The sequence below is a fragment of the Priestia megaterium genome, from assembly GCF_046599315.1.
GTDB classification, from domain to species: domain Bacteria; phylum Bacillota; class Bacilli; order Bacillales; family Bacillaceae_H; genus Priestia; species Priestia megaterium_F.
The window spans coordinates 875,215-895,526 of record NZ_JBKIKC010000001.1 but is presented as its reverse complement, the minus strand read 5'-3'; the positions used below and the strand labels follow the sequence as shown (position 1 = coordinate 895,526).

Sequence of the window (20,312 nt, the reverse complement as noted above, 5' to 3'; positions counted from 1 at the left end):
ACATGATTGATTTTGGGAAAGTCGCAACAGCGATGGTAACGCCTTTTGATCATAAAGGAAATATTGATTTTGAAAAAACAACGCAGCTTATTAACTATTTAATCAGCAATGGTTCGGATGCGTTAGTTATTGCAGGAACAACGGGTGAATCTCCTACGCTTTCAACAGAAGAAAAGCTGGCACTGTTCCGCCACTCAGTAAAAGTAGTAGATGGCCGTGTACCGGTTATTGCAGGTACAGGAAGCAACAATACGTACGCCTCAATTGAATTAACAAAAAAAGCGGAAGAAATCGGCGTAGATGCGATTATGATTGTAGCACCTTATTATAACAAGCCAAATCAGGAAGGTCTGTATCAGCACTTTAAAACAATTGCTGAAAGTACAGAGCTGCCTGTTATGTTATACAACATTCCAGGGCGATCTGTGATTAATATGTCTGTTGATACAATCGTACGCTTGGCTGAACTTCCAAATGTTGTAGCGTTAAAAGATGCAAGCGGAGATCTTGACGCGATGACAGCTATTATCGCACAAACAAGCGATGATTTTGCTTTATACAGCGGTGATGATGGTTTGACATTACCGGTATTAGCAATTGGAGGAACCGGCATTATTTCTGTCGCTTCTCATGTTATTGGAAATGAAATGCAAGAGATGGTTAAGTTGTATGAGTCAGGAAAACCGAAAGAAGCAGCAAAACTTCATCAGCGTATTGTACCTGTTATGAAATCTCTTTTTGCCGCTCCAAGTCCAACGCCTGTTAAAACAGCTTTACAGCTAAAGGGGTTAGACGTAGGATCAGTGCGATTACCTTTAGTTCCGTTAACGGAAGAAGAACGTCAAACGTTAGTCAGCACATTAAATACGCTATAAGCATGTTTCCTATCGAACGTCTCTTCATTGACCGTATATACGAGTCAATGAAGAGACGTTTTTTGCTTATAGGGTAATAGAAGAGCGGATGAAGGAAATAGACGAATGAAATTTCTTGTATTCCAATTCTTACTTCAGTTATAATGTAAGCAAATGAAATTGTACGGGTGAAAGTAAGTAGGAGGAGCTTATGGTATTAGAAAAGACAGAAAATATTAAAATTTCAGCCTTGGGTGGAGTCGGAGAACTTGGAAAAAACATGTATGTGGTGGAAATCACTGAAAACATATATGTGTTAGATGCAGGATCAAAGTTTCCGGGAGGGGAAATGTTAGGAATTGATATTGTGATTCCGGACATTACGTATTTAGTAGAAAATCAGCAGAACGTAAAAGGCATATTTGTTACTCATGGACATGAAGAGCAAATTGGCGCTATTCCCTTTATACTTCAAAAATTAGACGTGCCTGTATATGGTACAGAATTAACGCTAGCACTTATCAAAGAAAAGTTAAAAGAGTATGGAATTAAAAAATATGCAGCTTTACATCCTATCACTTCGTCAACGATTTTATCATTTGAAGGAGTGGATATTTCATTTTTTAGAACACAGCACAGTATCCAAGATTCAGTTGGCATTTGTTTACAAACAAATCAAGGTGCAATTGTGTATACGGGGGATTTTAAGTTTGATCAAAATTCAGTCAGCATTCAAAGCGCTGACATTGGAAAAATGGCTGCTATTGGGGAAAAAGGCGTCCTGTGTTTGCTTTCAGACAGTACAAACGCGGACAAACCTGGCTATACAGTTTCTGAAGCAGTCATCGGACAAAATATTACCGAGGCTTTTTATAATAGCAAAGGTCGAATCATTGTTGCTGCATACAGTTCTAATCTGCACCGTATTCAGCAAATTATTCATGCTGCATATCAACACGGACGCAAAGTGATTGTTATGGAAAAAAGCATGCTGAAAATCATTGATATTGCAGCAGCACTTGGACATTTGCAGCTGCCTGAAGATTTAATTGTGCCTGTGCAGAAGCTAAAAGATCTTCCACAGCAAGAAACAGTTATTTTAACAACAGGCCATCACGGAGAGCCAATTTTAGGCCTTACTCGAATGGCTAAACAGTCTCATAAATTTATTCAAATCAAACAAGATGATACGGTCTTGCTGGCTGCTACGCCTATGGCGTCTCATGAAACGACCTTCTCAAAGACAATTGACGTGATCTTTCGTTTGGGAGCAAGCGTAGTGTTTGCACAGAAAAAAGTGCAGGCTTCCGGACACGGCAGTCAAGAAGAATTAAAATTCATGATTAACTTAACAAAACCGAAATATGTCATGCCTGTAAATGGAGAATATCGAAAACAAAAAGCTTATGCAAAGTTGGCCGGTCAATTAGGAATACCAGAAGATCACATTTGTTTGCTTGAAAAAGGCGAGCGAGTTGAATTTAAGAATGCTCGTATGTACCCTAGCGGTTCTATTCAAGCAGGGAATACGTTAATTGATGGACTAGGCGTCGGTGATATTGGAAATATCGTTCTTAGAGATCGGAGACTGCTGTCACAGGATGGAATCTTAACGGTAGTAGTTACGATTAATAAACGTCAAAAAACAGTAGTAGCAGGGCCAGAAATCATTTCTCGAGGATTCGTCTATGTAAGAGAATCAGAAAAACTTTTAGAAGAAGCAACAAAGATTGTTCAGCAAATTTTAGAAAAGTGTATGGAAGACAAAGTGATTGAATGGTCTTCATTGAAATTAAAAATGAGAGAAAGTTTGAATCAATTTTTATATGAAAAAACCCGTCGTAAACCGATGATTTTACCGATTATTATGGAAATCTAATGTTAAGCCTTCCCGTTGGGAAGGCTTTTTATTTGCAGCTGATGCGGATGTAATAACTGTGAGAAGCTCATACTACTACTATCAATAAGTGAAAGGAGCTAGAATATGTTTGAAAATAACGAAAGAATACATTCTGATGAAGCGCCTCAGCAGCCTGATAAAAATGAAGAAAGCAAGGGCGGAATATTAGATAAAATTCAACAATTAGGACAGACCAATGTGGCTCAGCTTCCTCAGGATTCTAATATTCACTGTTTAACGATTGTAGGACAAATTGAAGGGCACATGCAGCTGCCTCCTCAAAACAAAACGACAAAATACGAGCATGTCATCCCGCAAATTGTGGCGATCGAACAAAATCCAAAAATTGAAGGATTGCTTATTATTTTGAATACGGTAGGTGGAGATGTAGAAGCTGGTCTTGCTATTGCTGAAATGATTGCTTCGTTATCAAAGCCTTCTGTGTCCATTGTATTAGGAGGGGGACATTCAATTGGTGTTCCGATTGCGGTTTCAACCGATTATTCATATATTGCCGGTACAGCGACTATGACCATTCATCCTATTCGCTTAACAGGTCTTGTTATCGGTGTGCCGCAAACATTCGAATACTTAGATAAAATGCAAGAGCGTGTTATTAACTTTGTGACAGAACACTCTCATATTTCAGAAGAAAAGTTTAAAGAACTTATGTTTTCAAAAGGGAACTTAACGCGTGATATCGGAACAAATGTAGTTGGCGGAGATGCTGTTTCATACGGGTTAATTAATGAAGTAGGCGGAGTTGCTCAAGCGATTAAAAAATTAAACGAACTGATTGAGCAAGGACGTCAGAATGAGGAGCAGCTGCTGCAATGATTTTGTATACAATGATGCCGCAAGAACTGATTTTTCAGCAGTCTTATCATCAAGAACAGTCTCAGCCAAAACTTATTAACCATAATGGAATCCCGGTTATTGTTGAAGAAAATGACCAAAAGCAACAGCAAATTGTGAGGGTTTTAAGCACGAATCCTCAAGATTATTTGAACGAAAATTATTATCCTGGTCAAATTTTGTCGTAAGGATTTCAGTATAATTATGGTGAATATGGTATAATGAATATAACGAAGAAGGCAGCCGCTGTATTGGCTGCTTTTTTATTCAACTGATAAAGGAAACAAAATCAACATAGGGTTTTGGACGTTGATTGGAGTGGAAAAATGGCAAAGAAAAAACGAAGAGGTCAAATAAAAAAGGATGAATGGAAACGCATATTACGCTTTGAGCTCATTGGCTTATTTTTATTAGCGTTAACGTTAATTGCCATGGCAGGACTCGGTGCTGTAGGACAGGCTCTTGTGCTAGTGGTCCGCTTATTTATTGGCGAGTGGTATATGCTGTGTTTAATTGGAATGGTTGTCCTATCTGTTTATATTATTTGGAAAAGAGAAATGCCGCCTTTAGTGACACGGCAGCTTATCGGTACATATCTCATTATTTTATCTATTTTACTTTTTAGTCATGTGACGTTATTCGAAAATTTATCGAAAAATGGAACGTTTACAGACCCATCTGTCATTATGAATACGTGGGATTTGTATATGCTCGAAGCGACGGGCCAATCGAATCACAGTGATTTAGGCGGAGGTATGATTGGGGCCATTATGTTTGCCATGTTCTACTATCTATTTGATAGCTTAGGAACAGAACTTATCGCTGCCTTGCTTATTGTGATTGGGGTACTACTCATTACCGGACGTTCGCTTCACGAAACGGTATTAAAACTTCTGTCTCCTCTAGTGAATTTTTTAACAACAGAGCTAAAAGAAGGCTGGCAAGATATTCAGACGTGGAAACATAAGAAGAAAAAAGCCCCTAAAACAACCAAAAAGAGACGTCAAGAAAAAACGGTTCAAGAACCTGAAGCAAGCGTGGAAATAGAAGTAGAAGCACCTTTGCCTCCAATTATTGAACACTTTGATTATGGAGAAGAAGAGTCTAGTCAGTCTCCTGCAGCTCCTGTAGCTCCCATGCCGCCGGTTACAGAATCGAAGCATGTAGCTGCTGCACCGCAACAGCCAAGGCCGCAAAAGGAACAAGAGGAAGAAAGAGCTCCTATGATTACATTTACTGAAACAGAAAATAAAGAGTATGAGCTTCCTCCTATCAAGTTATTAACGATGCCAAAGAAAAGTAACCAGGCAAAAGAGCATAAAAACATTTATAAAAATGCCGAAAAACTTGAAAAAACATTTCAAAGTTTCGGCGTAAAAGCAAAAGTGGCAAAGGTTCACCTTGGACCAGCTGTTACAAAGTATGAAGTATACCCTGATGTAGGAGTAAAAGTAAGTAAGATTGTCAATTTAAGTGATGATCTAGCACTTGCATTAGCTGCTAAAGATATTCGGATTGAAGCGCCAATTCCTGGGAAATCAGCAGTAGGAATTGAAGTGCCGAACGAAGAAGTAGCGATGGTTTCACTTAGAGAAGTACTTGAAGCAACTGAAAATAACCGACCAGATAAAAAGCTATTAGTTGGTTTAGGACGAGATATTTCAGGGGAAGCTGTGCTTGCAGAGCTTAATAAAATGCCGCATATGCTTGTAGCAGGAGCAACAGGAAGCGGAAAAAGTGTGTGTATCAACGGTATTATCATTAGTATTTTAATGAGAACAAAGCCTCATGAAGTAAAATTAATGATGATCGACCCTAAAATGGTTGAGTTGAATATGTACAATGGTATTCCTCATTTATTGGCTCCTGTTGTAACAGATCCGAAAAAAGCTTCTCAAGCATTAAAGAAAGTTGTAAGTGAAATGGAGCGACGGTACGAGCTGTTTTCACACAGCGGAACGAGAAACATTGAAGGATATAACGATTTAGTAAAGCGTATGAATGATGATGGAAACGCGGATGCAAAACAGCCGACTCTTCCTTATATTGTGGTGATTGTCGATGAGTTGGCTGACTTGATGATGGTTGCTTCATCTGACGTCGAAGATTCAATCACACGTCTTGCTCAAATGGCTCGTGCTGCAGGCATCCATTTGATTATTGCTACACAAAGACCATCAGTAGATGTTATTACCGGAGTTATTAAAGCAAACATTCCTTCCCGAATCGCTTTCAGTGTATCTTCACAAACTGACTCTCGTACGATCTTAGATATGGGAGGGGCAGAGAAGCTTCTAGGAAGAGGAGATATGCTGTTCATGCCTGTCGGAGCTTCAAAACCTGTGCGAGTGCAAGGTGCCTTTTTATCAGATGAAGAAGTAGAAGAGATTGTTGATTTTGTTATTGCACAACAAAAAGCACAGTATCAAGAAGAAATGATTCCAACAGATGCCCCTGAACAAGTCGATGATTTTGCAGATGAGCTATACGACGAAGCGGTTCAGCTTGTAGCAGAAATGCAAACAGCTTCTGTCTCTATGCTGCAGCGACGCTTTCGAATTGGCTATAACCGGGCTGCACGCTTAATCGATGCGATGGAAGAGCGTGGAGTGGTTGGACCGTATGAAGGAAGTAAGCCGCGCTCGGTGCTGATTTCTCAGCAAAATGAAGATGTTGGATCTTAATAATTTTGATAAAAAAGATGACTTGCACATATGCAAGTCATCTTTTTTATGAAACGAGAGAGAGGAAGAATGGTATTATACAAAAATATGTCATGCTAAATAAATGAAATAAAAACGAATATTTAAAAAATAAACGGCTAAAATGTTTGGTTTTTATCTATTATTAGAAGAAAAGCAGGTTGTTAGATATGCTGACATTAAAAAATAACAAAAATTCACTTTTTTAAAAAAATATTAAAAATTTTAACGAAAAATTAATATAACCTATTTATTTATCTGTCGAAAAATGATATATTATTTTCGATTAAGTAGTCAAACATCAGAGGTCTGATGACTTTTTAATATGGAGGAAGAGTAATGTCTATACGTGCGGATAACCGGCACTTGTATTTACAAGTGATTGATGAAATTAAACAAAATATAGAAAAAGGAATTTTTAAAGAAAAGGAAAGACTCCCTTCAGAGTTTGATTTATCAAAGCAGCTAGGGGTTAGCCGCGCAACGCTACGTGAGGCGCTTCGCATATTAGAAGAAGAGAATATTATTGTTCGCAGACACGGCGTGGGAACATTTGTCAACACGAAGCCTACTTTTTTGTCAGGGATTGAGCAATTAAATAGTATAACACATATGATTGAACAAGCCGGTATGAAGGCAGGAACAATCTTTTTATCTTCTCAAATACAAGATCTGTCTGAAAATGATTTAACACGTTTTGCTTGCGAGGAAGATGAACAGATTTTATTTGTTGAACGGGTAAGAACGGCAAATGGAGAGCCGGTTGTATACTGTATGGACAAGGTTCCTCAGAAAATATTGCCTGAAAATTTCGAATATAAACAAGAGTCTTTGTTAGAAATTCTTGAAAAGCAAGCAGGAAAGCATATCTCATACGCAGTGGCAAACATTGAGCCTCTAGGCTATCATGAAAAAGTTTCTCCCATTTTACAATGCGAGCCTGAAACTGCGTTGCTTGTGCTGAAACAAATGCATTATGACCAATATGATGAACCCATTTTATATTCCATCAATTATTTCAAAGCAGATCAATTTAGTTTCCAAGTACTGCGTAAACGCGTCTAGTTTTTTTTGTGATTAAATGTCAGAAAATTTACAACTGTTTAACATTGTCCTTTTAAGGAGGTGTCAATTGTAGGTCACAAGGACGAAATAGAAAATTTGCTTTATACTTTTAAAACTATTCAGGGGGTTAAAACATGTTAAAACGTAAAACGGGACTTGCATTATCACTAGTATTGGCTGCAGGAACACTTTTGAGCGCGTGTGGATCAGACGACGCAGGTAAGAGCGGCGGAGATAAAAAAGCGGCGGATTTTAAAGTGGGGATGGTAACAGATACGGGTGGGGTAGATGATAAATCGTTTAACCAATCTGCTTGGGAAGGTATTACAAAGTTTGGGAAAGATAACGGACTTGATGAAGGGACTGGATATAAGTACTTACAGTCTACAAAAGCATCTGAATACGAGAGTAATCTTTCTAAATTTGCTGAAAGTGGCTACAACCTAACGTACGGAATTGGCTTTTTATTAAAAGAAGATATTAAAAAAGCAGCTAAACAGTATCCAGATGCTAACTTTGCACTAGTAGACGATACGCTAAAGTCAGAGAACTTAGATAACGTGGCAAGCATTCTATTTAAAGAAGAACAAGGCTCTTTCTTAGTAGGTGTAGTGGCAGCTAAACAAACGAAAACGAACAAAATCGGATTTATCGGAGGTGTTGAATCTCCATTAATCAAAAAGTTTGAAAATGGATTTAAAGCAGGTGTTAAATCTGTAAACCCAGATGCTGAAGTTATCTCTCAATATGCAGAAAGCTTTAACTCTCCAGAAAAAGGGTCAGCTATCGCTTCTACCATTTACAGCAAAGGCGCTGATATTATTTACCAAGCGGCTGGCGGTACTGGAAACGGCGTATTTACAGAAGCTAAAAACCGTTCAAAAGGCGGTAAAGACAAAAAGGTTTGGGTAATTGGAGTTGATCGCGATCAGCATGAAGAAGGTATGCCTGAAAACGTAACGTTGACTTCGATGGTTAAACGTGTTGACTTGGCTGTAGAAGATGTTGCAAAAAAAGCAATGGACGACAAATTCCCGGATGGTAAAGAAGTTGTGTTTGGCTTAAAAGAAGACGGAATAGGGATTGCTCCATCCCAAGATAATGTAAGCAAAGATGCGTTAAAAGCAGTTGATGAGTATAAGCAAAAAATTCTAGACGGTGACATTACAGTGCCTCAAACGGATAAGGAATTTAAAGAGTTTGAAAAAACGCTTAAAAAATAAGCTAATATCTGTTAAGCAATGAATATATGAGTATAAAAGGCTAGTGAAAACTAGCCTTTTTCATAGCCAAAAAACGGAAGACAGAAGTGTGTAGCACGCAGAAATAGGGAGTGAAAGCAGTGGAATACGTTATTGAAATGCTAGATATTCGCAAAGAGTTTCCTGGTATTGTTGCTAATGACAATATTACACTCCAAGTGATAAAGGGAGAAATTCATGCTTTGTTAGGAGAAAATGGAGCGGGTAAATCAACGCTGATGAACGTCTTATTTGGACTTTATCAGCCTGAAAAAGGACAGATTCGCGTAAACGGCCAAGAAGTGAAAATCACTGATCCTAACGTAGCGAATGACTTAGGAATTGGTATGGTTCATCAACATTTTATGCTTGTTCAAAACTTTACAGTAACAGAAAATATTATTCTTGGAATCGAACCGACGCGAACGGGTAAAATCAATATTAAAAAAGCAGCTCAAGATATTCAAGAACTTTCAAATCAATATGGATTATCAGTAGATCCATATGCAAGGATTCAAGACATCTCAGTTGGCATGCAGCAGCGAGTGGAAATCTTAAAGACGCTATACAGAGGAGCCGATATTCTTATCTTTGATGAACCTACTGCTGCGTTAACTCCTCAGGAAATTACTGAATTAATTCAAATTATGAAAAAACTCATTCATGAAGGAAAGTCAATTATTTTAATTACGCACAAATTAAAGGAAATTATGTCTGTATGTGACCGCTGTACAATTATTCGAAAAGGTGTCGGGATTGGCACTGTAGATGTGCAAGAGACCAATCCTGATGAACTTGCTGCTTTGATGGTAGGAAGAGAAGTGCATTTTAAAACTGAAAAGAAAACAGCGACTCCAAAAGAAGCTGTGTTAACAATAAAAGAATTAGTAGTAGAAGACAGCCGAGGAGTAGAGGCTGTAAGTTCACTAGACCTAAGCGTTCGAGCAGGCGAAATTGTAGGCATCGCGGGTGTAGATGGAAATGGTCAAACAGAGCTGATTGAGGCAATTACAGGTCTAAGAAAAATAAAGTCGGGCTCAATCACATTAAAAAATCAAGAACTGTCTACGTTATCAACTCGTAAAATTACGGAGTCAGGAGTAGGACATATTCCGCAGGATCGTCATAAGCACGGGCTAGTATTAGATTATACGATTGGTGAAAATATTGGTCTTCAAACGTATTATCAAAAGCCGATGTCTAAATCAGGTATTTTGAATTATAAAGAGATGTACAAAAAAGCAAAAGAGTTAATTGCAGAATATGATGTGCGAACGCCTAGTGAATATACGCAAGCGCGATCGCTATCGGGTGGAAATCAGCAAAAGGCTATTATTGCTCGTGAAGTAGACCGCAGTCCGGAACTATTAATTGCAGCTCAGCCAACGAGGGGGTTGGATGTAGGTGCAATCGAATTTATTCATAAAAAATTGATTGAAGAACGAGATAAAGGACGAGCGGTGCTGCTTGTTTCGCTAGAGCTAGATGAAGTGATAAATCTAAGCGATCGCATTGCGGTTATTTATGAAGGGAAAATAGTCGACATCGTAAATCCAAAAGAAACGAATGAACAAGAGTTAGGCTTATTAATGGCCGGCGGTACGCGTGAGAAAGCGGGTGGAACAGCATGAATAAACTTGTGAAAAATGAGCGTGTAATGATGATTTTGATTCCTGTTATATCGGCCATATTAGGGCTTATTGCGGGAGCGGTTATTATGCTACTAGGCGGCTATGACCCAATGCTTGGCTATCAATCTCTTTTTGACGGGATGTTTGGAACACCAAAAGCGATTGGAGAAACTATTCGCGCCATGACGCCTCTTGCTCTTGCCGGTATCGCGGTTGCATTTGCTTATAAAACCGGTCTCTTTAACATTGGAGTAGAAGGACAGCTTTTAGTTGGCTGGTTGGCTTCAGTATGGGTTGGGTATGCGTTTGATTTACCAGCAGTTATTCATATTCCTTTAGCCGTACTAGCAGCAGCTGTAGCCGGAGCCGTTTGGGCGTTTATTCCAGGCTTTTTAAAAGCAAAGTTTCATGTTCATGAAGTAATTGTGTCCATTATGATGAACTACATTGCTCTTTACACCACGAGCAGCTTAATCCGTACGTATTTATATGCGGGGAATGAAAAATCGTATGATATTAAAGAATCGGCATCTTTAGCATCTAGCTTTTTAGCGCAGTTAACCAATAACTCTCGCCTTCATTACGGAATTCTTATTACCATCGCAGCAGCCGTCGTGATGTGGTTTATTTTAAATAAAACAGCTAAGGGCTTTGAGCTGAGAGCTGTTGGTTTTAATCAACATGCGTCACAGTATGCAGGAATGAATGTAGGTCGAAATATTGTATTGTCCATGGCTATTTCAGGAGCGTTTGCCGGGCTTGCGGGGGCGATGGAAGGGCTGGGAACATTTCAGTATATGGGTACATTCACAGCTTTTACAGGTACGGGATTTGACGGTATCGCCGTAGCTCTTTTAGGAGCTAACAGCGCGATTGGTATTTTATTAGCTTCATTCTTTTTCGGAGGAATGCAAACCGCTGCTCCTCAAATGAACTTTATGACAGGCGTACCGTCTGAATTAATTCAAATTGTCATTGCGCTTATTATCTTTTTTGTTGCATCTAGTTATTTAATTCGCTGGGTGCTTGGCCGTGCAGGCAAGGGGGGAACAAAATGAACTTCTTAGAGGTGTTAGCCATTATTATTCCAGCGGCGCTTTATTCAGCTGCACCGCTTATCTTTACTGCGCTCGGAGGGATATTCAGTGAACGTTCCGGTGTCGTAAACATCGGGCTAGAAGGGCTGATGATGTTTGGAGCATTCACAGGTATTGTTTCAACCCTTTTACTTCAGGATTCATTAGGTGCTTGGGCCCCGTGGGTAGCGATATTAATTGCGGCTGTTGTTTGCGCTGTGTTCTCGCTGATTCATGCTGTTGCAAGCATTACATTAAAAGCAGATCAAACTGTAAGTGGTGTAGCGCTGAATTTTCTAGCTGCGGGTCTTTCAATCTTCTTAATTAAAAAGATTTTTGGAAAAGGGCAAACAGATTTTATCCAATTTCGTATCGATAAAGTATCGATTCCAGGTTTGTCAGACGTTCCAATAATCGGTGAAATTTTGTTTTCGAATGTTCCTGTTACGTCTTATATCGCAATTGCGTTAGCTTTTGTTGTATGGTACATCATTTATAAAACGCCGTTTGGACTGCGTCTTCGTTCAGTTGGTGAACACCCAATGGCAGCGGACACGATGGGGATTAAAGTCGTGAGAATGCGTTACGTTGGCGTTATGATTTCCGGTATGTTCGCTGGAATCGGCGGAGCGGTCTATGCCACGTCTATCGCTACAAATTTTGCAGCTGGAACGATCGCTGGACAAGGCTTCCTGGCTATTGCGGCTATGATTTTTGGAAAGTGGCATCCTATTGGTGCTTTAGGTGCAGCAATGTTTTTCGGATTAGCACAGTCTTTGAGCATCACGGGAGCTCAGATTCCACTTGTTCAAGATATTCCATCCGTCCTTTTAACCATTGCCCCGTACGTATTAACGATCTTAGCACTTACTGGTTTTGTAGGACGTGCTGAGGCTCCTAAAGCACTGGGCGTTCCTTATGAAAAAGGCCGGCGTTAATAAATCCTTTATACGAGGTCTAACAATGACTAAAGTTGGATAAATATAGAAGGTGGGGACAAAGAGATGGTATTCTTTTCTCCGCCTTTTTTCATTGAGAGAAAGAATATGAAAAGAAATTAGGAAGCAAACGGCAAGTTACTTGAAAATGTTTCCTTGAATTCGATATAGTGGTTACAAGACTAAAATTAGCGTTAAAGATTCAAAATAGAAGTATTGTCTAGTTAATACATCAAAATTTAAAAGGAGGTTTATATATGAAATTATTGACTGAACAAAAACATGAACTAGAAGGATTGACTGTTCACACCATTCAAACAGCTAAGTACAAAACAAACACGTTCATTTTAAAACTAAATGCCCCTTTAGATAAGAAAACGGTGACAATGCGTGCCCTTTTACCTTATGTGCTTCAAAGCGCTACCGAGTCGCTGCCGTCTACGACAAAGCTTCGTACATATTTAGATGAGCTATATGGTGCTACTTTACAAGTAGACTTAACAAAAAAAGGTGATAACCACGATATTACGATTCGCATTGATATTGCGAATGAAAAATATTTGAAAGATTCAACTCCGCTTTTGCAAAAAGCGTTAGCGCTTCTTGGCGATATTTTATTAAAGCCAGCAGTTGAAGGAAATGCCTTTTTAACCGATATTATGACAAAAGAAAAGCGTTCGCTTCGTCAGCGAATTCAAGCCGTATTTGATGATAAAATGCGCTATGCTAATTTAAGGTTAGTCGAAGAAATGTGTAAAGAAGAACCTTATTCTTTGCATGTAAACGGTCAAATTGATGACGTGGAAGAAATTACAGGTGAAAGTTTGTATACTTATTATAAGCAGGTATTAAAAGAAGACGCCATCCACCTTTATGCAATTGGTGATTTGCAAGTCGAAGAGGTTTTACAAACAGTCAAAGAAACATTTACTTTACCAAAGCGTGAGCAAAAAGACATTGAAGATTCTATTACGTCTAAAGATATCTCAAAAGTAAATGAAGTGGTGGAAAAACAAGAAGTAAAACAAGGAAAATTAAATATTGGCTACCGCACAAATGTTGTATATGGAGATAGACAGTATTTTGCTCTGCAAGTATTTAACGGTATATTCGGAGGTTTCTCACACTCTAAGCTATTTATCAACGTGCGTGAAAAAGCAAGCTTAGCTTATTATGCCGCTTCGAGGGTAGAAAGTCATAAGGGATTACTAATGGTCATGTCTGGTATTGATGCTAAAAATTACGGTCAAGCCGTTACCATTATTAAAGAACAAATGCAGGAAATGAAGCAAGGGTCGTTTACAGACGGCGAAATTGCTCAAACAAAAGCGGTCATTCACAATCAGCTGCTTGAAACGGTGGATACTCCGCGAGGGCTAGTAGAGGTCATGTATCATAATGAATTAACAGGCAAAGACATTTCAATTGACGAATATTTAAAGCATATTGATGCCGTATCTAAGCAGGAAATTATTAAAGTGGCTGAGAAAATTGAAATGGATACAATTTATTTCTTAACAGGAACGGGCGGTGAAGAAAATGGAGAAAATTGAATTTTCGCAGCTTCAGGAACAGCTATATCATGAAAAAATGGATAATGGGCTGCAAGTATACATTTTGCCAAAGCCAGAGTTTAACAAAACGTTTGCTACCTTTACAACGAACTACGGATCGATTGATAATCAATTTGTGCCACTAAACGAAAATGAAATGACAAAAGTTCCAGATGGAATCGCACACTTTTTAGAGCATAAATTATTTGAAAAAGAAGACGGAGATGTCTTTCAGCAGTTTAGTAAACAAGGTGCTTCGGCCAATGCGTTTACTTCTTTTACCCGCACAGCCTACTTATTCAGCTGTACGTCAAATTTTGAAGAAAACCTTGAAACATTAGTGGACTTTGTACAAGAGCCGTATTTCTCAGAAAAAACGGTAGAGAAAGAAAAAGGCATTATCGGTCAAGAAATTACGATGTATGACGATAATCCGGACTGGCGCTTATATTTTGGTACCATTCAAAATATGTACAAAAACCATCCTGTCAAAATTGACATTGCCGGCACGATCGAATCGATTTCACATATTAATAAAGATTTGCTGTACACATGCTATGAAACGTTCTATCATCCAAGCAACATGCTGTTGTTCATTGTAGGTCCTGTTGATGCGGAAAAAGTGATGAAGCAAGTTCGAGACAACCAGCAGAAAAAAGATTATAAAGAAATCTCGGACATACAGCGTCATTTTGACGAAGAGCCTGAAACGGTGGATCAAGAAAAACAAGTATTAAAAATGCCGGTGCAGTCTTCTAAATGTATGGTGGGTTTAAAAGCAAAAAATCCGCAGCGTTCAGGCGGAGAAATGCTTAAATATGAGTTAGCAATGAACATTATCTTGGATTACGCATTTGGAAAAAGCTCTTCGTACTATGAGGAATTATACGCAGACGGACTCATTGATGAAACGTTTGCTTATGATTATACGGAGGAAAGAGGATTTGGTTTTGCTCTTATCGGAGGAGATACGGACCAACCGGAACAGCTTTATGATCGAGTTAAACAAATTTTACTTGAAATGAAAACAAAATCGCTGACAGAAGAGGAACTTGAGCGTATCCGTAAAAAGAAAATCGGTGGATTTTTACGTTCATTAAACTCACCTGAGTTTATCGCTAATCAGTTTACACGCTATGCATTTAATGATATGAATTTATTTGATATCGTTGAAACGCTAGAAAAGCTGAAGGTGAACGAAATAAAAGATGTGCTAAACGAAATTATCGATGAAAAGAACTTTACGGTTTGTGAAGTAGTACCTAAATAAAGATGATTGCTGCCAAAAAAGCTGATGTTCATCAGCTTTTTTGCATGTAAAGGAGAGAAGGCTATGGAGAAATTTGCCCTTGTGACAGGTGCAAGCGGAGGGATTGGCACAGCCATTGCTAAAAAGTTGGCTGAGGATGGATATTCACTTATTTTGCACTATCATCAACAAAGAGACAAAATAGAGGCGCTTGCACATGAGCTGGCTGAAAGGGTAAAAACCGTTTTTACGGTACAGGCGGATTTATCATGTAAAGAGGGAGTGGAGAAGTTTTTAAACGAAATTATTGTTCCTGTAGACGTTATTATTCATAACAGCGGACGAAGTGTTAGCGGGTTAATGACAGATACTCCGGCAAAAGAAACCGAAGAAATGATCTATCTTCACGTCACGGCTCCCTTTCTCATTACAAAAGCTTTATTGCCTAAAATGATTAGCGCTAAGAGTGGAGAAATTATCATGATTTCTTCCATTTGGGGACTTACAGGAGCTTCGTTTGAAGTTCTTTATTCAATGGTAAAAGGTGCACAAAATACGTTTGTAAAAGCTTTGGCAAAAGAGGTTGCACTAAGTGGAATTCGAGTTAATGGAGTTGCGCCTGGAGCGATTGAAACGGATATGATGGCCAGCTATTCAAAAGAAGAAATTGAAGAGCTGGCTGAAGATATCCCTTTAGGAAGGATGGGGAATCCAAAAGAAGTGGCAGATGCGGTGTCATATTTAATATCTTCACATGCTTCGTACATAACGGGACAAATATTATCAGTTAATGGAGGCTGGTACACATAAAGTGTGCATAAAATTAAAAACAAGGTACAAACTATGATATGAATAAACCTTAAGGAGGGCTACTCATGTCAGTACTAGAAAACTGGGATAGCTGGAAAGATTTTTTAGGCGATCGTTTACATCACGCGCAAAACGAAGGAATGCAAGAAGAAGTTATTAATGATCTTGCTTATCAAATTGGCGGATATTTAGCAAACCAAGTTGATGCAAAAAATGATCAAGAGCGAATTTTAGCAGACCTTTGGAGCGTTGCTTCTAAAGAAGAGCAGCATGCGATTGCGAGCAGTATGGTGAAATTAGTTCAAAATAACGGATCAGTAAAATAAGTTATCGTTTCTAAAAAGGAGCTAATTCACTACGCGTGAAAGCTCCTTTTTTCTTAGAATCAAATAGTATTGATAAATAAGCGCTTACATACATAACAAATGTAGAACTACTTGTCTTTAGGGTTTATAATATAATGGAAATCATTTATAGTTAAACTAGGTAAAAAAAAGGGGGTACCTCTCGAAGGCCAGCCAAGAAATGGGAGGGGTTTGATGGAGAAAATTGAGTGGTATTTAGAATATCAAATACAAAAAAATCGTCCAGGTCTTTTAGGTGATATTTCATCGCTTCTTGGAATGTTGTCAATTAATATTGTCACAATCAATGGAGTGGACGATATTCGCCGTGGATTATTGCTGCGCTGTGATTCGCATGAGCAAATAGACAGGCTTGAATCTATTTTGAAAACAATGGATAATATCATTGTGACAAAAATGAGACCACCTAAATTGCGTGATAAGTTAGCAGTCCGTCACGGCCGCTACATTCAGCGGGACGCAGATGATAAAAAGACGTTCCGTTTCGTAAGAGACGAATTAGGTTTGCTCGTGGATTTTATGGCCGAGCTGTTTAAACAAGACGGTCATAAGCTTATCGGCATTCGAGGTATGCCGCGAGTAGGTAAAACCGAATCCATTGTAGCAGCTAGCGTATGTGCGAACAAAAGGTGGCTTTTTGTGTCTTCTACACTTTTAAAACAAACGATTCGCAGTCAGCTTATTGCTGATGAATACAACGCTGATAATATTTTTATTATTGACGGGATTGTATCGACAAAACGAGCAAATGAAAAGCACTGGCAGCTTGTTCGAGAAGTAATGAATGTACCCGCGACAAAGATTGTGGAGCATCCGGATGTATTTGTTCAAAATACCGAGTATTCGTTAGATGATTTTGCCTACATTATTGAAATAAGAAACGACCCCAATGAGAAAATTACATATGAAATAATGGAAGGTCCTCAAATGTTTCAAGACGGTGGATTATCGATGTTTGATTTTTAGCATAATTGGTAGGTGTTAGCATTGACAGAGTTAGGACAAAGGTTAAGACAAGAACGAGAAAGCAAAGGATTGTCGTTAGAAGATTTACAGAAACTAACGAAAATTCAAAAACGCTATTTACTTGGCATTGAAGAAGGCAATTATGAGGTTATGCCAGGGAAATTTTACGTGCGAGCGTTTATTAAGCAATACTGCGAAGCGATTGGTTTGGATACAGATGCTATTTTTGAAGAATACAAATCAGACATTCCTTCAACTCAAACAGAAGACATCCCGCAGCAGCTTTCGCGCGTTCGCAGCCGCAAAGAAATTCCTCAGCATACAAAAGGAGTTTCAAAAGCATATGACTATCTTCCGACTGTCCTAGTGGTGGCAGGAGTTGTAGTTGTAGGGATTATTATCTGGGTAATTGCTCAAAATATCGTTTCGGATCAAAACAAGGAGCAGGCTACCCAAGAAGCTCCAAGTAGTGAAGTTCAGCAGTCTAATACGCAGGAAGAAACGAATGATAAGACTGCTAAAAATGACAACAGCAAGTCAGAAGATGACCAAAGCGCTGCTGATAAGAAAGAAAAAGAAAAAGCTGAAAAAGAAAAAGCCGCAAAAGAAAAAGCTGAAAAAGAAAAGAAAGACAGCGGTAAACAAGAATACAAAGAAGTTCAAAAAACAGGAAGAAGTGCGACGTATGCTCTTTCTGGTACAGATGCATTTAATTTAGAAGTAACGTCTACTCAAGCAGATACTTGGTTAGATGTGAAAAACGGAAAAGGAAATGCTTTCTTTAGTTCCATTCTAAAAAAAGGTGAAACAAAAGAATTTGATTTGACGAAAGAAACTGAAGCGCGTGTCAACATTGGTTATTCACCTGGAGTAGAGCTGAAAGTAAATGGAAAAGCGGTTGACTTGCCGTTTGATTCATCTAAGCAAGTTCGACAAGTTGTAACGATTCAATATCAGCCGGCAGAAGCACAGTAAACAGCCTATTTTAAAAAGTGGACAGGGTGTAAATAAAGATAATATGTGAATTAATCACTCATTCACGCTATAATAAAACCAAAGCCGTGCAAACAACTTCGTTTGCACGCTTTCAGTTTGTAACAGTAATTGGAGGCAGAAGAAGTGAATTTACCAAACAAGATTACCATTTCGCGAATTTTTCTAATTCCCGTGTTCCTCATTTTTATGATGGCGCCGCTACCATTTGGCACAGTGGAGGCAGCAGGAAAAGAGATTCCGATAGCTCACCTATTAGGAGCAGCATTATTTATTATTGCATCTACAACTGACTGGATCGATGGATACTATGCACGAAAGTACGATTTAGTCACGAACTTGGGTAAGTTTTTAGATCCATTAGCAGACAAGCTGTTAGTGTCAGCTGCGCTTGTAGCTATTGTTGACTTAGATTTAATTGCAGGTGCAGGTTGGGCTGCTATCATCATTATTAGCCGTGAATTTGCTATTACAGGTTTAAGACTTGTATTAGCAGGGGAAGGAGAAGTTGTAGCAGCAAATATGTTAGGTAAAATTAAAACATGGACTCAAATTTTAGCTATTTCAGCTATTCTGTTGTACAACTTACCTTTTGAATGGATTTCAATTCCATTTGCTAGCGTAATGCTTTGGATCTCAGTGATTTTTACCATTATTTCAGGCTGGGACTACTTTGCTAAAAACAAACAGGCTTTTGTTAATTCAAAATAAGTAAGATGGAGATGATATGATGAACGCTGAAATTATTGGAGTCGGCTCTGAGCTTCTGCTTGGACAAATCGCCAACACAAACGCTCAGTATTTATCGAAAAAATTAGCCGAGCTTGGAATTAATGTCTACTATCATACGGTAGTAGGAGATAATGCACAGCGCTTGAAAGAAGTGATTGCTACAGCTCAAACGCGTGCAGATTTAATTATTTTCACAGGCGGGCTTGGCCCTACAAAAGACGATTTAACAAAAGAAACGATTGCGAGTGTGCTAGGAGTAGAGCTGACAACAAATGCGGAAGCGCTTGAAAGCATTGAAGCCTATTTCAAACAATCAAATCGTATCATGACGCCTAACAATAAAAAACAAGCAATTGTACTAGAAGGTTCAACAGTGCTCCCTAACGATTACGGAATGGCTCCAGGTATGGGGCTTACCGTAGAAGGAAAACACTACATGCTATTCCCTGGACCTCCCAAAGAGCTCTATCCAATGTATGAATCTTACGGCCAAGAATTTTTAGCTCAAAAGCTTGAATTAAAAGAAAGTATTGAATCACGTGTTCTTCGCTTTTTCGGAATAGGCGAATCACAGCTTGAAACAGAGATTGAAGATTTGCTTGATGCGCAAACAAACCCGACGATTGCGCCTCTAGCAGCAGATGGAGAAGTGACGCTCCGCTTAACTGCCAAGCATGCTGATGCTGCTGAAGCACAGCGCATGTTAGACGAAGTGGAAAACACCATTTCAGAGCGCGTAGGCGAGTATTTATATGGATACGAAACAACTTCTTTACATAATGAGCTGGTGAAAGAATTAACGGCGCAAGGGTTGACGATAGCTTCAGCTGAAAGTTTAACAGGGGGATTATTCAGCGAACGTTTAACAACTGTTTCAGGTGCTGGAGAAGTTTTGAAAGGCAGCATAGTCGCCTATCATTATGAAATCAAGCAAGATGTTCTCGGAGTGAGCGAACAAACGCTAAATGAGCACGGAGCCGTTAGCGAGCAGTGCGCGGCTGAAATGGCACAGCGTATTCAACAGTTATATAAAACCGATATTGGCATCGGCTTTACAGGTGTGGCTGGACCAGCCAAACAGGAAGGACAGCCTGTAGGGACAGTGTATATAGGAGTGGTTTATCAAGACCAAACTCCTCAAGTTTACAAATTACAACTATCTGGAAGCCGCCAGGGGATTCGTTCTCGAACGGTCAATTACGGATGTCACTACGTATTAAAGCTGATCAAAAAATAAAGAAAAAAGGCTGTTTAGTTTTACCAAAACAGCCTTTTTTTATTTTGTAAAAAAACGAACATTTATTCGCTTTTTGCTTGTCAAACGACTCAAAAACTAGTATAGTAAGTTATAGAAAGTTGTTAATTCGACATTGCTACTACAT

General features: G+C 38.9%; 18 protein-coding genes. All 18 read left to right on the top strand.

Going from position 1 to position 20,312, the window contains the following annotated elements; all coding sequences use genetic code 11:
- Positions 1-2 precede the first annotated feature (2 nt).
- The 18 genes from dapA to ACLHDF_RS04885 all read left to right on the top strand — a co-directional run bounded on the left by dapA (position 3) and on the right by ACLHDF_RS04885 (position 20,167).
- The gene (gene dapA, locus ACLHDF_RS04970) at positions 3-875 is read left to right on the top strand and encodes a 4-hydroxy-tetrahydrodipicolinate synthase (RefSeq protein ID WP_413917871.1); all 873 of its coding nucleotides are present in this window, start codon (positions 3-5) and stop codon (positions 873-875) included.
- A gap of 190 nt (positions 876-1,065) precedes the next feature.
- Positions 1,066-2,733, top strand: a complete 1,668-nt coding sequence (locus ACLHDF_RS04965) for a ribonuclease J (protein WP_413917870.1) — start codon at positions 1,066-1,068, stop codon at positions 2,731-2,733.
- A gap of 105 nt (positions 2,734-2,838) precedes the next feature.
- Positions 2,839-3,591 (top strand): ClpP family protease, encoded by a 753-nt coding sequence (locus ACLHDF_RS04960; protein WP_413917869.1) that lies wholly within the window; start codon positions 2,839-2,841, stop codon positions 3,589-3,591.
- Positions 3,588-3,797, top strand: a complete 210-nt coding sequence (locus ACLHDF_RS04955; protein ID WP_413917868.1) for a YlzJ-like family protein — start codon at positions 3,588-3,590, stop codon at positions 3,795-3,797. Before ACLHDF_RS04960 ends, ACLHDF_RS04955 begins: the two co-directional genes overlap by 4 nt.
- 138 nt (positions 3,798-3,935) lie before the next feature.
- Positions 3,936-6,293, top strand: coding sequence for a DNA translocase FtsK (locus ACLHDF_RS04950; protein WP_413917867.1), 2,358 nt, complete (start codon positions 3,936-3,938; stop codon positions 6,291-6,293).
- A gap of 357 nt (positions 6,294-6,650) precedes the next feature.
- A complete protein-coding gene (locus ACLHDF_RS04945; protein ID WP_413917866.1) occupies positions 6,651-7,376 on the top strand; it encodes a GntR family transcriptional regulator in 726 nt (241 codons plus the stop codon).
- Positions 7,377-7,510: 134 nt separating this feature from the next.
- Entirely contained in the window at positions 7,511-8,599 is a 1,089-nt protein-coding gene (locus ACLHDF_RS04940) for a BMP family lipoprotein (protein WP_413917865.1), read from the top strand.
- 119 nt (positions 8,600-8,718) lie between these two features.
- A complete protein-coding gene (locus tag ACLHDF_RS04935) occupies positions 8,719-10,248 on the top strand; it encodes an ABC transporter ATP-binding protein (protein WP_413917864.1) in 1,530 nt (509 codons plus the stop codon).
- Positions 10,245-11,306: an ABC transporter permease gene (locus ACLHDF_RS04930; protein WP_413917863.1), complete on the top strand. Its 1,062-nt coding sequence runs from the start codon at positions 10,245-10,247 to the stop codon at positions 11,304-11,306. The genes ACLHDF_RS04935 and ACLHDF_RS04930 overlap by 4 nt, the downstream gene beginning before the upstream one ends.
- The gene (locus tag ACLHDF_RS04925) at positions 11,303-12,262 is read left to right on the top strand and encodes an ABC transporter permease (RefSeq protein ID WP_413917862.1); all 960 of its coding nucleotides are present in this window, start codon (positions 11,303-11,305) and stop codon (positions 12,260-12,262) included. Before ACLHDF_RS04930 ends, ACLHDF_RS04925 begins: the two co-directional genes overlap by 4 nt.
- A gap of 257 nt (positions 12,263-12,519) precedes the next feature.
- Positions 12,520-13,815, top strand: a complete 1,296-nt coding sequence (gene yfmF / locus ACLHDF_RS04920) for an EF-P 5-aminopentanol modification-associated protein YfmF (protein WP_413917861.1) — start codon at positions 12,520-12,522, stop codon at positions 13,813-13,815.
- Positions 13,802-15,085 carry an EF-P 5-aminopentanol modification-associated protein YfmH gene (gene yfmH / locus ACLHDF_RS04915; RefSeq protein WP_025750276.1) on the top strand — a complete coding sequence of 428 codons (1,284 nt, stop codon included), beginning with the start codon at positions 13,802-13,804 and terminating at the stop codon, positions 15,083-15,085. The genes yfmF and yfmH overlap by 14 nt, the downstream gene beginning before the upstream one ends.
- 63 nt (positions 15,086-15,148) lie before the next feature.
- On the top strand, positions 15,149-15,874 hold the full coding sequence (gene ymfI, locus ACLHDF_RS04910; protein WP_413917860.1) for an elongation factor P 5-aminopentanone reductase: 726 nt from the start codon (positions 15,149-15,151) through the stop codon (positions 15,872-15,874).
- A gap of 65 nt (positions 15,875-15,939) precedes the next feature.
- Positions 15,940-16,200, top strand: coding sequence for a DUF3243 domain-containing protein (locus tag ACLHDF_RS04905; RefSeq protein ID WP_413917859.1), 261 nt, complete (start codon positions 15,940-15,942; stop codon positions 16,198-16,200).
- A 213-nt stretch (positions 16,201-16,413) separates the two neighbouring features.
- Positions 16,414-17,205 (top strand): DUF3388 domain-containing protein, encoded by a 792-nt coding sequence (locus ACLHDF_RS04900; protein WP_013058808.1) that lies wholly within the window; start codon positions 16,414-16,416, stop codon positions 17,203-17,205.
- Between the two features lie 12 nt (positions 17,206-17,217).
- The gene (locus tag ACLHDF_RS04895; RefSeq protein WP_413917858.1) at positions 17,218-18,180 is read left to right on the top strand and encodes a helix-turn-helix domain-containing protein; all 963 of its coding nucleotides are present in this window, start codon (positions 17,218-17,220) and stop codon (positions 18,178-18,180) included.
- Positions 18,181-18,324: 144 nt separating this feature from the next.
- Positions 18,325-18,909: a CDP-diacylglycerol--glycerol-3-phosphate 3-phosphatidyltransferase gene (gene pgsA / locus ACLHDF_RS04890; RefSeq protein ID WP_413917857.1), complete on the top strand. Its 585-nt coding sequence runs from the start codon at positions 18,325-18,327 to the stop codon at positions 18,907-18,909.
- A gap of 16 nt (positions 18,910-18,925) precedes the next feature.
- Entirely contained in the window at positions 18,926-20,167 is a 1,242-nt protein-coding gene (locus tag ACLHDF_RS04885) for a competence/damage-inducible protein A (protein WP_413917856.1), read from the top strand.
- Positions 20,168-20,312: the final 145 nt, after the last annotated feature.

Excerpts from the sequence above, each read along its gene's own strand:
- dapA (WP_413917871.1), top strand. The coding sequence starts at position 3 with ATGATTGATTTTGGGAAAGTCGCAACAGCGATGGTAACGCCTTTTGAT.
- ACLHDF_RS04965 (WP_413917870.1), top strand. The coding sequence starts at position 1,066 with ATGGTATTAGAAAAGACAGAAAATATTAAAATTTCAGCCTTGGGTGGA.
- ACLHDF_RS04960 (WP_413917869.1), top strand. The coding sequence starts at position 2,839 with ATGTTTGAAAATAACGAAAGAATACATTCTGATGAAGCGCCTCAGCAG.
- ACLHDF_RS04955 (WP_413917868.1), top strand. The coding sequence starts at position 3,588 with ATGATTTTGTATACAATGATGCCGCAAGAACTGATTTTTCAGCAGTCT.
- ACLHDF_RS04950 (WP_413917867.1), top strand. The coding sequence starts at position 3,936 with ATGGCAAAGAAAAAACGAAGAGGTCAAATAAAAAAGGATGAATGGAAA.
- ACLHDF_RS04945 (WP_413917866.1), top strand. The coding sequence starts at position 6,651 with ATGTCTATACGTGCGGATAACCGGCACTTGTATTTACAAGTGATTGAT.
- ACLHDF_RS04940 (WP_413917865.1), top strand. The coding sequence starts at position 7,511 with ATGTTAAAACGTAAAACGGGACTTGCATTATCACTAGTATTGGCTGCA.
- ACLHDF_RS04930 (WP_413917863.1), top strand. The coding sequence starts at position 10,245 with ATGAATAAACTTGTGAAAAATGAGCGTGTAATGATGATTTTGATTCCT.
- ACLHDF_RS04925 (WP_413917862.1), top strand. The coding sequence starts at position 11,303 with ATGAACTTCTTAGAGGTGTTAGCCATTATTATTCCAGCGGCGCTTTAT.
- yfmF (WP_413917861.1), top strand. The coding sequence starts at position 12,520 with ATGAAATTATTGACTGAACAAAAACATGAACTAGAAGGATTGACTGTT.
- yfmH (WP_025750276.1), top strand. The coding sequence starts at position 13,802 with ATGGAGAAAATTGAATTTTCGCAGCTTCAGGAACAGCTATATCATGAA.
- ymfI (WP_413917860.1), top strand. The coding sequence starts at position 15,149 with ATGGAGAAATTTGCCCTTGTGACAGGTGCAAGCGGAGGGATTGGCACA.
- ACLHDF_RS04905 (WP_413917859.1), top strand. The coding sequence starts at position 15,940 with ATGTCAGTACTAGAAAACTGGGATAGCTGGAAAGATTTTTTAGGCGAT.
- ACLHDF_RS04900 (WP_013058808.1), top strand. The coding sequence starts at position 16,414 with ATGGAGAAAATTGAGTGGTATTTAGAATATCAAATACAAAAAAATCGT.
- ACLHDF_RS04885 (WP_413917856.1), top strand. The coding sequence starts at position 18,926 with ATGATGAACGCTGAAATTATTGGAGTCGGCTCTGAGCTTCTGCTTGGA.